Below are 14,053 nucleotides of genomic sequence, written 5' to 3' on the forward strand. Positions count from 1 at the left end.
GATGGATTCGCAACGCAATCTTTTAGTCATCGCTTTGCTGTTCGTGTCTTTCATGATCTGGCAAGCCTGGGAGCAGGATAAAAACCCGCAACCTCAGGCCCAACAGACCACGCAGACAACGACCACCGCAGCGGGTAGCGCCGCCGACCAGGGCGTACCGGCCAGTGGCCAGGGGAAACTGATCTCGGTTAAGACCGACGTGCTTGATCTGACCATCAACACCCGTGGTGGTGATGTTGAGCAAGCTCTGCTGCCTGCTTACCCGAAAGAGCTGAACTCTACCCAGCCGTTCCAGCTGCTGGAAACTTCACCGCAGTTTATTTATCAGGCACAGAGCGGTCTGACCGGTCGTGATGGCCCGGATAATCCGGCTAACGGCCCGCGTCCGCTGTATAACGTTGAAAAAGACGCTTATGTGCTGGCTGAAGGTCAAAATGAACTGCAGGTGCCGATGACGTATACCGACGCGGCAGGCAACACGTTTACCAAAACGTTTGTCCTGAAACGTGGTGATTACGCTGTCAACGTCAACTACAACGTGCAGAACGCTGGCGAGAAACCGCTGGAGATCTCCACCTTTGGTCAGTTGAAGCAATCCATTACACTGCCACCGCATCTCGACACCGGAAGCAGCAACTTCGCACTGCACACCTTCCGTGGCGCGGCGTACTCCACGCCTGACGAGAAGTACGAGAAATATAAGTTCGATACCATTGCCGATAACGAAAACCTGAACATCTCTTCGAAAGGTGGTTGGGTGGCGATGCTGCAACAGTATTTCGCGACTGCGTGGATCCCGCATAACGACGGTACCAACAACTTCTACACCGCTAATCTGGGTAACGGCATCGCCGCTATCGGCTATAAATCTCAGCCGGTACTGGTTCAGCCTGGTCAGACTGGCGCAATGAACAGCACCCTGTGGGTTGGCCCGGAAATTCAGGACAAAATGGCAGCAGTTGCTCCGCACCTGGATCTGACCGTTGATTACGGTTGGTTGTGGTTCATCTCTCAGCCGCTGTTCAAACTGCTGAAATGGATCCATAGCTTTGTGGGTAACTGGGGCTTCTCCATTATCATCATCACCTTTATCGTTCGTGGCATCATGTACCCGCTGACCAAAGCGCAGTACACCTCCATGGCGAAGATGCGTATGCTGCAGCCGAAGATTCAGGCGATGCGTGAGCGTCTGGGCGATGACAAACAGCGTATCAGCCAGGAAATGATGGCGCTGTACAAAGCTGAGAAGGTTAACCCGCTGGGCGGCTGCTTCCCGCTGCTGATCCAGATGCCAATCTTCCTGGCGTTGTACTACATGCTGATGGGTTCCGTTGAACTGCGTCAGGCACCGTTTGCACTGTGGATCCACGACCTGTCAGCACAGGACCCGTACTACATCCTGCCGATCCTGATGGGCGTAACGATGTTCTTCATTCAGAAGATGTCGCCGACCACTGTGACCGACCCGATGCAGCAGAAGATCATGACCTTTATGCCGGTCATCTTCACCGTGTTCTTCCTGTGGTTCCCATCAGGTCTGGTGCTGTACTATATCGTCAGCAACCTGGTTACCATTATCCAGCAGCAGCTGATTTACCGTGGTCTGGAGAAACGTGGCCTGCATAGCCGCGAGAAGAAAAAATCCTGATTCGGTGAGTTTTCGCTAAAATAAGGGCGGTCAGTTGACCGCCTTTTTTCTTTTCGTAGGGTGGATAAGCACCGCGCATCCGCCACACAAAGCAACAGGAACATCATGAGCGATAATGACACTATCGTAGCCCAGGCCACGCCTCCGGGACGTGGCGGCGTTGGCATCCTGCGCATCTCCGGCCTCAAAGCCCGTGAGGTTGCCGAAACCGTGCTGGGTAAACTGCCTAAGCCGCGCTACGCCGATTATCTTCCGTTTAAAGACGCCGATGGCAGCGTGCTCGATCAGGGGATTGCGCTATGGTTCCCTGGCCCGAACTCGTTCACCGGCGAAGATGTGCTGGAACTGCAAGGCCATGGCGGTCCGGTGATCCTCGACCTGCTGTTAAAACGCATTCTGACTATTCCCGGCCTGCGGATTGCCCGTCCTGGTGAGTTTTCCGAACGCGCGTTTCTTAACGATAAACTCGACTTAGCCCAGGCCGAAGCGATTGCAGACCTTATCGACGCCAGCTCGGAACAGGCGGCGCGCTCAGCGCTAAACTCGCTACAAGGCGCGTTCTCCGCACGGGTTAACCATCTGGTGGAAGCCCTCACCCACTTGCGCATTTACGTCGAAGCGGCAATTGATTTCCCCGATGAAGAGATCGATTTCCTCTCCGACGGCAAAATTGAAGCCCAGCTCAATGACGTGATTGCCGATCTCGACGCAGTACGCGCCGAGGCTCGTCAGGGCAGCTTGTTGCGCGAAGGGATGAAAGTCGTCATTGCCGGGCGTCCAAACGCCGGTAAATCAAGCCTACTGAACGCGCTGGCGGGCCGTGAAGCGGCAATCGTGACTGATATCGCCGGAACCACGCGTGACGTACTGCGTGAGCATATCCACATTGACGGAATGCCGCTGCATATCATCGATACCGCCGGATTACGCGAAGCCAGTGACGAAGTGGAGCGTATTGGTATCGAGCGCGCATGGCAGGAAATTGAACAGGCCGACCGTGTGCTGTTTATGGTTGATGGCACCACCACGGATGCCGTTGATCCAGCAGAGATCTGGCCGGAGTTTATCGCCCGTCTGCCAGCGAAACTGCCGATCACTGTGGTGCGCAATAAAGCCGATATCACCGGCGAAACGCTGGGGATGAGTGAAGTGAACGGTCACGCGTTAATTCGTCTCTCGGCAAGGACTGGTGAAGGTGTGGACGTACTGCGTAACCATCTCAAACAGAGCATGGGCTTTGACACCAACATGGAAGGCGGCTTCCTGGCGCGTCGTCGTCACCTACAGGCACTGGAACAGGCGGCAGAGCACCTGCAACAGGGTAAAGCGCAACTGTTAGGTGCCTGGGCGGGTGAGCTGCTGGCGGAAGAACTGCGTCTGGCGCAGCAGAATTTAAGCGAGATCACCGGAGAATTTACCTCAGACGACCTACTGGGGCGGATTTTCTCCAGCTTCTGTATTGGTAAGTGAGTCGTCTAAATTGATATAAAGGGCACTGTTCCGTTCTGGGGAAACTAACTATCAGAACGGAACAGCGCTTGTTTTTTATGAGCATCCTGCACCGAAACTGCATTTGCTACTGGCTGGAGCGACTTTAAACACCTTGCAGTCCTGTCTTTACAGAGAACGATATTGCTTTAACCTATTAAGCTCCTCTTGCGGAAAGTTAAATTCGTCTACTGCTTTCCAGAATAGTTCTTTAAGTACAGGATTGCCATTTGCCTGACTTATTACAGATTTACCTTCATTATTCTTTTCTTCCAGCTGCATCATCACATCTTTAAGGTAATTTTCATTTTCACCAACCACAATTTTGAATATTTTCAGCCAGAGTCCCATATGTATATCATCCCCGTTATTTACCACATGAGAGAATGGCTTGCCATCAAAGTCACGGGTAAACTGCTCCACAATTTCATCGAAAGTGAATCCGTGTTGCAACGCCAGGCGAATCGCCGCATTCAGATATACGTCAATGACCTGTTTACTCATTTTCTTAAAGCTTGCAATATGCAAAGAGCAGACGGCATTATTTCTGCTCAGCGACAGTAGTTCGCTCACCACATCTTTATCATTTTCATAATGGCTGGCTATCACATCAGCTGTCTCCATCCAGGCGGCAACAATCTCCGTATACCCTTTCACTATCGCAGAATATAAGCCTGATGCCTTCGTCCATTTGTCTGACTCCCCCGTCCATTTTTCTCTTGCAGCCATCAGTTTCAATATATCTTCTTTATTTATTTCATTTTTAAACATTTTGGCTTTTATATTGGCGAGCAATATATTAACAACATTATAATTATTGGTTTTAATAGCGCTATTTAAATCATAAGTTGAGCATATTTTTTTTCCTATATAAAGAAGTATTTCATTTTTATTTACCCCAAACTCTTTCTCAAAGTCATCTATCGCCAAGAACAATGCCTTGACACTTTCTTTTTTATTTTTTGATAACGCTACAGAAATCGCGCTCACACCACGGTTATCTTTCGCAAGGAGTAGAGTTTCCAGGTCTTCCCGGCTAAAGTTAAATTTTCGGGCCAACTCTTTTAAATTTGTTATATATTCATTAATCTTATTAAGATTATCGTGTTGCAGTGACATATATAACCCATATGTTCCCCCTGGTCCTTTAGCAGCAAGAATCTCAAGAACCTTTGATACTGTCATTTCTTGGGAATTTCTTAACTTATCGAAAAAAAGAACAATATTTTCATACGTCCCCATTTGCATTAATAGATATAATGCTGATGGTGATAATGGTGGTTGCAATTCATTTTCTATACCACTTAATAAATGGGCCTGCTCTCGAGGGAGATAAGGAATTATGCCTACACACTCGGAGCAAATCTCTGTTTTTACCCATTTTATATTCGCCAACTCAATATTTATAAATGATTGTAATGACCCAAAAGAATCACAGTTTTTTGCTTTATAGCGTACTGCAGTATTGGTTGCATTAGGATCATAAAAGGATACAACATATTCAGTTTCTCCGGCAGGCGTTTGTTTTATCCTCAAGCGGACGGCCATAGCGTGTTTTTGAGATTTAACGATTGCCGCCATATGCGTTAACTTCTCTTTTTCCATTCTGTGAAAGAAGACAGATAATATCTCCCCGAACTTGTCACTAGCAACGACGCATGTACCTGGTGGTGGATTGTTTATTAGATTATCAAATTGCTGATCAAGCTCGTATGGAAAATGTTGCTGTATCCCTTCTGGAGTTGAATAGCATTCCTTCAATGGAACTTTACCTGTATTTTCATTCATTGAATCTATACAATACTGCAGAGAAATATGCCTGCACACGACTAAATCTTCTGGTTTTTCATTAAAATAAACCTTACAGTTATAATCTACAATATCATATTTACTATTAGCTTTTTTCTGCTCTTTAGTAAAACTCTCATCATCTGCGTTCGTATGAGAGCGAATAAAAATATCTTTGAGGGATGTTGTAAGCGCAGGCGGTACAAAAATCTGTGTAGCATACTTTCCTTCAGCATCCCCCACAGTTACAATCATACTTTCAGGGTCTTGCTCAGATGTTGAGACAATAATAATAAGTCCACCACCGATAAAAACCCATGGTTCAATCTCACTGCTATTATTAACAAAATTACTTAATGAACCCGCTTTTTCAAGTGAATAAACTGAAGGATTTTTAAGATACAACACTATATCGTCAACGATTAATTGAGTTTTATTTTTTCCTCCATCCAAATCAGGTATGAAAGAAGAAGATTGTACACATACTCTGCCAACAGTTACGTTATCAACCATTTCCTTTCTCCTCATTCATATGAAAGTTGTAGTAATAATAAGGTTACTATTTAAATATCAACTATCAAATTTCGCTCATTTATAGAGTTATTCGTCTTTTTACGTCATTTCCCTATAAGGTCATCGACCTGGTAATGAGGTGAGTAAACCGCGACACGTCAACGTGGGAAAAAGCTCCTTGTAATGGTATCCCTATAATCAATGCCATCACCTTCAACAATAATGATAAAAATTAAAAAATTATCCACCCACGGATTTATGTTAATATTCCGTATACGCCAGCTCCCACAAACACAGCCAATAACTAATTGTGATTCGATTCACATTTAAACAATTTCAGCATAGACAAATTTCTTGAGTATTATACTGTAGCCTCGTGTCTTTCGAGGATAAGTGCATTATGAATATCTTACATATATGTGTGACCTCAAAATGGTTCAATATTGACAACAAGATTGTCGATCACCGCCCTTGATTTGCCCTTCTGTAACCATCACCAAAGCCAAACCGATTAGATTCAATGTGATCTATTTGTTTGCTATATCTTAATTTTGCCTTATGCAAAGGCTGTCTCTCATTTATTTACTTGCTTTAGTAAATGATGGTCTTGGCATATATAACTGGCGAATTAATAGATATTGCAAATATCATATTCACAGGGATCACTGTAATTAAAATAAATGAAGGATTATGTAATGGAAAACTTTAAACATCTCCCTGAACCATTCCGCATTCGTGTTATTGAGCCAGTAAAACGTACGACTCGCGCTTACCGTGAAGAGGCAATTATTAAATCCGGTATGAACCCGTTCTTGCTGGATAGCGAAGATGTGTTTATCGATTTACTGACCGACAGCGGCACCGGGGCAGTGACGCAGAGTATGCAGGCCGCGATGATGCGCGGCGACGAAGCCTACAGCGGCAGCCGCAGCTACTATGCGTTAGCCGAATCAGTGAAAAATATCTTTGGTTATCAATACACTATTCCGACTCACCAGGGCCGTGGCGCAGAGCAAATCTATATTCCAGTTCTGATTAAAAAACGCGAGCAGGAAAAGGGCCTGGATCGCAGCAAAATGGTGGCGTTCTCTAACTATTTCTTTGATACCACGCAGGGCCATAGCCAGATCAACGGCTGTACCGTGCGTAACGTCTATATCAAAGAAGCCTTCGATACGGGCGTGCGTTACGACTTTAAAGGCAACTTTGACCTTGAGGGATTAGAACGCGGTATTGAAGAAGTTGGCCCGAATAACGTGCCGTATATCGTTGCAACCATCACCAGTAACTCTGCAGGTGGTCAGCCGGTTTCACTGGCAAACTTAAAAGCGATGTACAGCATCGCGAAGAAATACGATATTCCGGTGGTCATGGACTCCGCACGCTTTGCCGAAAACGCCTATTTCATCAAGCAGCGTGAAGCAGAATACAAAGACTGGACTATCGAGCAGATCACCCGCGAAACCTACAAATATGCCGATATGCTGGCCATGTCCGCCAAGAAAGATGCAATGGTGCCGATGGGCGGCCTGCTATGCGTGAAAGACGACAGCTTCTTTGATGTGTACACCGAGTGCAGAACCCTTTGCGTGGTACAGGAAGGCTTCCCGACATATGGCGGCCTGGAAGGCGGCGCGATGGAGCGTCTGGCGGTAGGTCTGTATGACGGCATGAATCTGGACTGGCTGGCTTATCGTATCGCGCAGGTGCAGTATCTGGTCGATGGTCTGGAAGAGATTGGCGTTGTCTGCCAGCAGGCGGGCGGTCACGCGGCATTCGTTGATGCAGGTAAACTGTTGCCGCATATCCCGGCAGATCAGTTCCCGGCACAGGCGCTGGCCTGCGAGCTGTATAAAGTCGCCGGTATCCGTGCGGTAGAAATTGGCTCTTTCCTGTTAGGCCGCGATCCGAAAACCGGTAAACAACTGCCATGCCCGGCTGAACTGCTGCGTTTAACCATTCCGCGCGCAACATATACTCAAACACATATGGACTTCATTATTGAAGCCTTCAAACATGTGAAAGAGAACGCGGCGAATATTAAAGGTTTAACCTTTACCTATGAGCCAAAAGTATTGCGTCACTTCACCGCAAAACTGAAAGAAGTTTAATTAATACATTCAGAGTGGCTATAAGGATGTTAGCCACTCTAACTCCCTACATCTTCAATAACAAAAATAGCCTTCCTCTAAAGGTGGCATCATGACTGATCAAGCTGAAAAAAAGCACTCTGCATTTTGGGGTGTTATGGTTATAGCAGGTACAGTAATCGGTGGAGGTATGTTTGCTTTACCTGTTGATCTTGCCGGTGCCTGGTTTTTCTGGGGTGCCTTTATCCTTATCATTGCCTGGTTTTCGATGCTTCATTCCGGGTTATTATTATTAGAAGCAAATTTAAATTATCCCGTCGGCTCCAGTTTTAACACCATCACCAAAGATTTAATCGGTAACACTTGGAACATTATCAGCGGTATTACCGTTGCCTTCGTTCTCTATATCCTCACTTATGCCTATATCTCTGCTAATGGTGCGATCATTAGTGAAACGATATCAATGAATTTGGGTTATCACGCTAATCCACGTATTGTCGGGATCTGCACAGCCATTTTCGTTGCCAGCGTATTGTGGATAAGCTCGTTAGCCGCCAGCCGTATTACCTCGTTGTTCCTCGGGCTGAAGATTATCTCCTTTGTGATCGTGTTTGGTTCTTTCTTCTTCCAGGTCGATTACTCCATTCTGCGCGATGCCACCAGCACCACGGCGGGAACGTCTTACTTCCCGTATATCTTTATGGCTTTGCCGGTGTGTCTGGCGTCATTTGGTTTCCACGGCAATATTCCCAGCCTGATTATTTGCTATGGCAAACGCAAAGATAAGCTAATCAAAAGCGTGGTTTTCGGTTCGCTGTTGGCGCTGGTGATTTATCTCTTCTGGCTCTATTGCACGATGGGGAACATTCCGCGAGAAAGCTTTAAGGCGATTATCTCTTCAGGCGGCAACGTTGATTCGCTGGTGAAATCGTTCCTCGGCACCAAACAGCAAGGCATTATCGAGTTTTGCCTGCTGGTGTTCTCTAACTTAGCTGTCGCCAGTTCGTTCTTTGGTGTCACACTGGGGTTGTTCGATTATCTGGCGGATCTGTTTAAGATTGATAACTCCCACGCCGGGCGTTTCAAAACCGTGCTGTTAACCTTCCTGCCACCCGCGTTGTTGTATCTGATCTTCCCGAACGGCTTTATTTACGGGATCGGCGGTGCCGGGTTGTGCGCCACCATCTGGGCAGTCATTATCCCCGCAGTGCTGGCAATCAAAGCTCGCAAGAAGTTTCCCAACCAGATGTTCACGGTCTGGGGCGGCAATCTTATTCCGGCGATTGTCATTCTCTTTGGTATAACCGTAATTTTATGCTGGTTCGGTAACGTCTTTAATGTGTTACCTAAATTTGGCTAATCCGTTTAAGAAGCCAGCGAAATAGCTGGCTTCTTGCCTGTCAGGAAATCACTTATGTCCAAATGGCAACTCGCCTGATTCTGCTTCACCACGTATGCTTTGCGTCACCTTACTATCAGGACGCTTTAGCCCATGTCCCGCTTTTTGATTTGTAGTTTTGCCCTGGTTTTACTTTATCCCGCCGGGATTGATATGTACCTCGTTGGTTTACCGCGCATCGCCGCCGATCTCAATGCCAGCGAAGCGCAGTTGCATATTGCGTTTTCCGTTTATCTGGCAGGTATGGCGGCAGCGATGTTATTTGCCGGTAAAGTGGCCGATCGTTCAGGGAGAAAGCCTGTCGCCATACCCGGCGCGGCGCTATTTATTATCGCCTCGGTGTTCTGTTCACTGGCTGAAACCAGCACGTTATTTCTTGCAGGGCGATTTCTACAGGGGTTAGGCGCAGGCTGTTGTTACGTGGTGGCGTTCGCCATTTTACGTGACACACTGGATGATCGACGTCGGGCAAAAGTGCTGTCGTTACTCAACGGTATTACCTGCATCATTCCGGTGTTAGCGCCAGTGCTCGGACACCTGATTATGCTTAAATTCCCGTGGCAGAGTCTGTTCTGGACGATGGCAACGATGGGCGTCGCAGTACTGATGTTGTCTTTGTTTATTTTAAAAGAAACGCGCCCTGCCGCCCCCGCAGCTTCTGACAAACCACGAGAAAATAGCGAGTCGCTGCTTAACCGGTTTTTCCTCAGCCGTGTGGTAATCACCACCCTCAGCGTTTCGGTGATCCTCACCTTCGTGAATACGTCGCCGGTATTGATGATGGAAATCATGGGTTTTGAGCGCGGAGAATACGCCACCATAATGGCGTTGACCGCAGGAGTCAGCATGACCGTTTCATTCTCCACGCCATTTGCACTGGGGATCTTTAAGCCACGTACGTTGATGATCACCTCACAGGTGTTATTTCTGGCGGCAGGTATCACTCTTGCCGTTTCACCTTCCCATGCGGTTTCTCTGTTTGGTATCACGCTGATTTGCTCCGGTTTCTCGGTAGGTTTTGGCGTAGCGATGAGTCAGGCGTTAGGGCCGTTTTCATTACGCGCGGGCGTAGCCAGCTCGACCTTAGGTATTGCGCAAGTTTGCGGATCGTCACTGTGGATTTGGCTGGCAGCGGTGGTTGGTATCGGCGCATGGAATATGCTGATCGGGATTCTGATTGCCTGTAGCATAGTGAGCCTGTTGCTGATTATGTTCGTCGCGCCTGGACGCCCGGTTGCCGCTCATGAAGAAATCCATCACCACGCTTGATCTCAATCTGCTGCTCTGTCTGCAACTGCTGATGCAGGAGCGCAGCGTAACCAAAGCGGCGAAGCGGATGAACGTGACACCTTCGGCGGTGAGTAAGTCGCTGGCAAAGTTAAGAGCGTGGTTTGACGACCCGCTCTTTGTGAACTCACCGCTGGGCCTGTCGCCCACACCGCTAATGGTCAGCATGGAGCAAAATCTGGCGGAGTGGATGCAAATGAGCAATCTGCTGCTGGATAAACCGCACCACCAAACGCCGCGCGGTCTTAAGTTTGAACTGGCGGCGGAATCGCCGCTGATGATGATCATGTTCAATACGCTGACTAAGCAGATCTACCAGCGTTACCCCCAGGCGACGATCAAATTGCGCAACTGGGATTATGATTCACTGGATGCGATTACCCGTGGCGAAGTGGATATTGGTTTTTCCGGTCGCGAAAGCCATCCCCGTTCGCGGGAGCTGCTAAGTTCGCTGCCATTAGCCATTGATTATGAAGTACTGTTTAGTGATGTGCCCTGCGTCTGGTTGCGCAAAGATCATCCAGCACTGCATGAAGCGTGGGATCTGGATACCTTTTTACGTTACCCACATATCAGCATTTGCTGGGAACAGAGCGATACCTGGGCGCTGGACAATGTGTTACAGGAGCTGGGGCGCGAACGCACGATTGCTATGAGTTTGCCGGAATTCGAGCAGTCACTGTTTATGGCAGCGCAGCCCGACAATCTGCTACTGGCGACCGCACCACGCTACTGTCAGTACTACAATCAACTCCACCAACTGCCGTTAGTTGCTCTACCTCTCCCGTTTGACGAAAGCCAGCAAAAAAAGTTGGAAGTCCCTTTTACCCTACTGTGGCATAAACGGAACAGCCATAATCCGAAGATCGTCTGGTTACGGGAAACCATTAAAAATCTTTACGCGTCGATGGCATAACCGAATCGTATGAAACGCAACCCTATTTCACAATAAAATGTAAAATAGTTGTAATAAGATTGTCTGAATCGAACTTTTAGCTGCTTTAGTCTGTCCATCATTCCAGTAAATGATTACTCTTGTATTCATAATGGACCATTAAGCATGGAGCGAAAAATGGCGACTCACTTTGCCCGAGGGATTTTAACGGAAGGACATCTGATTTCTGTTCGTCTCTCCTCCCAGTGTCATCAAGAAGCCCGAAATATTCCCCCTCATCGTCAAAGCCGTTTCCTGGCGTCCAGAGGTTTACTCGCAGAACTGATGTTCATGCTGTATGGCATCGGCGAATTACCGGAAATCGTCACCCTGCCGAAAGGAAAACCGGTTTTCAGTGATAAAAATTTGCCCTCGTTTTCTATTTCTTATGCCGGGAATATGGTTGGCGTGGCGCTAACAACCGAAGGTGAATGTGGCCTCGATATGGAACTGCAGCGTGCGACGCGCGGGTTTCATAGCCCACACGCGCTCGATAACCACTCCTTTTCCAGCAATGAATCGCTATGGATCAGTAAACAAAACGATCCTAACGAAGCGCGGGCGCAACTCATCACGTTGCGCCGAAGCGTGCTAAAACTAACCGGTGATGTTTTGAATGACGATCCGCGCGATCTGCAGCTGCTGCCCATTGCCGGACGCCTGAAATGTGCTCATGTAAATCATGTAGAAGCGTTATGCGACGCGGAGGACGTGCTGGTGTGGTCCGTGGCGGTCACGCCCACAATTGAAAAGCTCAGTGTCTGGGAGTTAGATGGCAAACGCGGCTGGAAAAGCCTGCCGGATATTCACAGCCGCGCCAACAATCCTACCAGCCGGATGATGCGTTTTGCCCAACTCTCTACCGTGAAGTCTTTTTCGCCAAATTGATAGACAACCACAGGAGTCATTATGTCTGAAAAATTGAAGGTGGTTACGTTACTGGGGAGCCTGCGCAAAGGCTCATTTAATGGCATGGTTGCACGTACCCTGCCGAAAATTGCTCCTGCTAGCATGGAAATCAATGCATTACCTTCCATTGCCGACATTCCCCTGTATGACGCTGATGTACAGCAGGAAGAAGGTTTTCCCGCAACGGTAGAAGCTATGGCGGAGCAGATCCGTCAGGCTGACGGTGTGGTGATCGTCACGCCGGAATATAACTACTCGGTACCGGGCGGGCTGAAAAATGCCATCGACTGGCTTTCCCGCCTGCCGGATCAACCTCTGGCTGGTAAACCGGTGTTGATTCAGACCAGCTCAATGGGCGTGATTGGCGGCGCGCGCTGTCAGTATCACCTGCGCCAGATTCTGGTTTTTCTCGATGCAATGGTGATGAACAAGCCGGAATTTATGGGCGGCGTGATTCAGAACAAAGTTGATCCGCAAACCGGAGAAGTGATTGATCAGGGTACGCTTGACCACCTGACCGGGCAATTAACCGCATTTGGTGAGTTTATTCAGCGAGTTAAGATCTAAATAAAAAACCCGCCAGCAATCATGCATGGCGGGTTTTTAACGCGCTATCGATTTTAGTGAGCGTCGATAAACACAATCTTCAGGATAAACAGCAGCGCAACGATGATTACGCACGGGCTTAGATCACGCAGACGTCCGGTACCGATTTTCATCACGCAGTAGGAGATAAAGCCCAGTGCGATACCTTCGGTAATCGAGAAGCTGAACGGCATCATCACGGCGGTAATAAACGCTGGAACGGATTCGGTAAGATCCTGCCAGTTCACGCGAGCAAGACTTGAGGTCATCAACACGCCAACGTAAATCAGCGCGCCAGCTGCGGCATATCCCGGCACCATTCCCGCCAGCGGCGACAGGAAGATAACCAGCAGGAACAGCAGACCAACAACCACTGCCGTCAGACCGGTACGACCGCCAACAGAAACGCCGGAAGAGGACTCAATATACGCCGTAACAGAAGAAGTACCGATAAACGAACCGGTCACGGAAGAGATACTGTCGACATACAGCGCCTGCTTCATGCGCGGGAATTTACCTTTCTCATCCGCCAGACCTGCTTTATCGGTCACGCCAATCAGCGTACCGGAGGAGTCAAACAGGTTGACCAGCATGAAAGAGAAAATCACCCCTGCCAAACCGAGGTTAAACGAACCGGCTAAATCGACATGACCCACTACTGTCATTACGCTCGGTGGCGCAGACACGATGCCGTTGTAGTGCACATCACCCAGCATCCAGCCCAGCAGCGTCGTCACCACAATAGAAACCAGCACCGCCGCGTGAATATTGCGCGAGGCCAGAATAGCGATGATGAAGAAGCCGAGGATACCCAGCAGCACGCTGTGAGAAGTCAGGTTACCGATGCTCACTAGCGTTTCGGGATTCGCGACAATCACGCCCGCGTTTTTCAGCCCCATCATGCCGATAAACAGACCAATACCGCTGGTAATACCCACACGCAGACTTACCGGAATATTAGCAATCATCCAGTAACGAACGCGGAAAATGGTCAAAAGAAGCAGTCCGACAGCGCCCCAGAAGATTGCGCCCATCCCGACCTGCCACGGCAAGCCCATCGCCTGTACAACCACAAAAGCGAAGAATGCGTTCAGGCCCATTGCTGGTGCCAGTGCAACTGGCAGATTAGCAAACAGTCCCATCAGAATGCTGCCAAATGCAGCAATCAGACAAGTGGTGACGAAGACGGCGCTGGTGTCCATGCCAGCAACGCCAAGAATTTGCGGGTTAACAAAAACGATGTAAACCATCGTCAGGAAGGTGGTAAAACCGGCGATCACTTCGGTCCGAGCCGTCGTGCCATGTTCGCGCAGTTTAAACACGCGTTCCAGCATCCCCTGACCAGAAGCCTGGGTTGTGTGTTGTTGACTCATTATCTATTTCCGAACTAAGGAGGGAAAATCCGTCGCTAT

The 14,053-nt window shown here is 48.5% G+C and carries 11 protein-coding genes; 9 read left to right on the plus strand and 2 right to left on the minus strand.

Annotated features, from left to right (window positions below; translation table 11 throughout):
* Position 1: 1 nt before the first annotated feature.
* Together yidC and mnmE are read left to right on the plus strand one after the other, a co-directional pair.
* Positions 2-1,648 carry a membrane protein insertase YidC gene (yidC, locus tag FQZ95_RS01750; protein WP_000378258.1) on the plus strand — a complete coding sequence of 549 codons (1,647 nt, stop codon included), beginning with the start codon at positions 2-4 and terminating at the stop codon, positions 1,646-1,648.
* 105 nt (positions 1,649-1,753) lie between these two features.
* The gene (mnmE, locus tag FQZ95_RS01755) at positions 1,754-3,118 is read left to right on the plus strand and encodes a tRNA uridine-5-carboxymethylaminomethyl(34) synthesis GTPase MnmE (protein WP_001282361.1); all 1,365 of its coding nucleotides are present in this window, start codon (positions 1,754-1,756) and stop codon (positions 3,116-3,118) included.
* Positions 3,119-3,265: 147 nt separating this feature from the next.
* Here the strand turns inward: mnmE and FQZ95_RS01760 are convergent, their stop codons facing one another.
* A complete protein-coding gene (locus FQZ95_RS01760) occupies positions 3,266-5,437 on the minus strand; it encodes a ShET2/EspL2 family type III secretion system effector toxin (protein ID WP_105288200.1) in 2,172 nt (723 codons plus the stop codon).
* Between the two features lie 400 nt (positions 5,438-5,837).
* On the opposite strand from FQZ95_RS01760, the gene tnaC reads away from it, so the two are divergent.
* From tnaC to yieF, 7 genes are all read left to right on the plus strand, one after another.
* Positions 5,838-5,912, plus strand: coding sequence for a tryptophanase leader peptide (gene tnaC, locus FQZ95_RS01765; protein ID WP_001364348.1), 75 nt, complete (start codon positions 5,838-5,840; stop codon positions 5,910-5,912).
* A gap of 220 nt (positions 5,913-6,132) precedes the next feature.
* Entirely contained in the window at positions 6,133-7,548 is a 1,416-nt protein-coding gene (gene tnaA / locus FQZ95_RS01770) for a tryptophanase (protein ID WP_001365206.1), read from the plus strand.
* Between the two features lie 91 nt (positions 7,549-7,639).
* Positions 7,640-8,887 carry a low affinity tryptophan permease TnaB gene (tnaB, locus tag FQZ95_RS01775; protein WP_160529812.1) on the plus strand — a complete coding sequence of 416 codons (1,248 nt, stop codon included), beginning with the start codon at positions 7,640-7,642 and terminating at the stop codon, positions 8,885-8,887.
* 132 nt (positions 8,888-9,019) lie between these two features.
* Complete coding sequence (gene mdtL / locus FQZ95_RS01780; protein ID WP_160529813.1) at positions 9,020-10,195, plus strand: multidrug efflux MFS transporter MdtL; 1,176 nt, start codon at positions 9,020-9,022, stop codon at positions 10,193-10,195.
* Positions 10,170-11,129, plus strand: coding sequence for an HTH-type transcriptional regulator YidZ (gene yidZ, locus FQZ95_RS01785; protein WP_105272118.1), 960 nt, complete (start codon positions 10,170-10,172; stop codon positions 11,127-11,129). Before mdtL ends, yidZ begins: the two co-directional genes overlap by 26 nt.
* A 156-nt stretch (positions 11,130-11,285) precedes the next feature.
* A complete protein-coding gene (locus FQZ95_RS01790; RefSeq protein WP_160529814.1) occupies positions 11,286-12,035 on the plus strand; it encodes a 4'-phosphopantetheinyl transferase family protein in 750 nt (249 codons plus the stop codon).
* 21 nt (positions 12,036-12,056) lie between these two features.
* Entirely contained in the window at positions 12,057-12,623 is a 567-nt protein-coding gene (yieF, locus tag FQZ95_RS01795) for a class I chromate reductase YieF (RefSeq protein ID WP_001291118.1), read from the plus strand.
* Positions 12,624-12,676: 53 nt separating this feature from the next.
* On the opposite strand, the gene adeP is transcribed toward yieF, so the two are convergent.
* The gene (gene adeP, locus FQZ95_RS01800; RefSeq protein WP_032185524.1) at positions 12,677-14,014 is read right to left on the minus strand and encodes an adenine permease AdeP; all 1,338 of its coding nucleotides are present in this window, start codon (positions 14,012-14,014) and stop codon (positions 12,677-12,679) included.
* Positions 14,015-14,053 lie beyond the last annotated feature (39 nt).

This window comes from Escherichia sp. HH41S (assembly GCF_009820115.1).
Lineage (GTDB): Bacteria > Pseudomonadota > Gammaproteobacteria > Enterobacterales > Enterobacteriaceae > Escherichia > Escherichia coli_F.

Excerpts from the sequence above, each read along its gene's own strand:
- yidC (WP_000378258.1), top strand. The coding sequence starts at position 2 with ATGGATTCGCAACGCAATCTTTTAGTCATCGCTTTGCTGTTCGTGTCT.
- mnmE (WP_001282361.1), top strand. The coding sequence starts at position 1,754 with ATGAGCGATAATGACACTATCGTAGCCCAGGCCACGCCTCCGGGACGT.
- FQZ95_RS01760 (WP_105288200.1), bottom strand. The coding sequence starts at position 5,437 with ATGGTTGATAACGTAACTGTTGGCAGAGTATGTGTACAATCTTCTTCT.
- tnaA (WP_001365206.1), top strand. The coding sequence starts at position 6,133 with ATGGAAAACTTTAAACATCTCCCTGAACCATTCCGCATTCGTGTTATT.
- tnaB (WP_160529812.1), top strand. The coding sequence starts at position 7,640 with ATGACTGATCAAGCTGAAAAAAAGCACTCTGCATTTTGGGGTGTTATG.
- mdtL (WP_160529813.1), top strand. The coding sequence starts at position 9,020 with ATGTCCCGCTTTTTGATTTGTAGTTTTGCCCTGGTTTTACTTTATCCC.
- yidZ (WP_105272118.1), top strand. The coding sequence starts at position 10,170 with ATGAAGAAATCCATCACCACGCTTGATCTCAATCTGCTGCTCTGTCTG.
- FQZ95_RS01790 (WP_160529814.1), top strand. The coding sequence starts at position 11,286 with ATGGCGACTCACTTTGCCCGAGGGATTTTAACGGAAGGACATCTGATT.
- yieF (WP_001291118.1), top strand. The coding sequence starts at position 12,057 with ATGTCTGAAAAATTGAAGGTGGTTACGTTACTGGGGAGCCTGCGCAAA.
- adeP (WP_032185524.1), bottom strand. The coding sequence starts at position 14,014 with ATGAGTCAACAACACACAACCCAGGCTTCTGGTCAGGGGATGCTGGAA.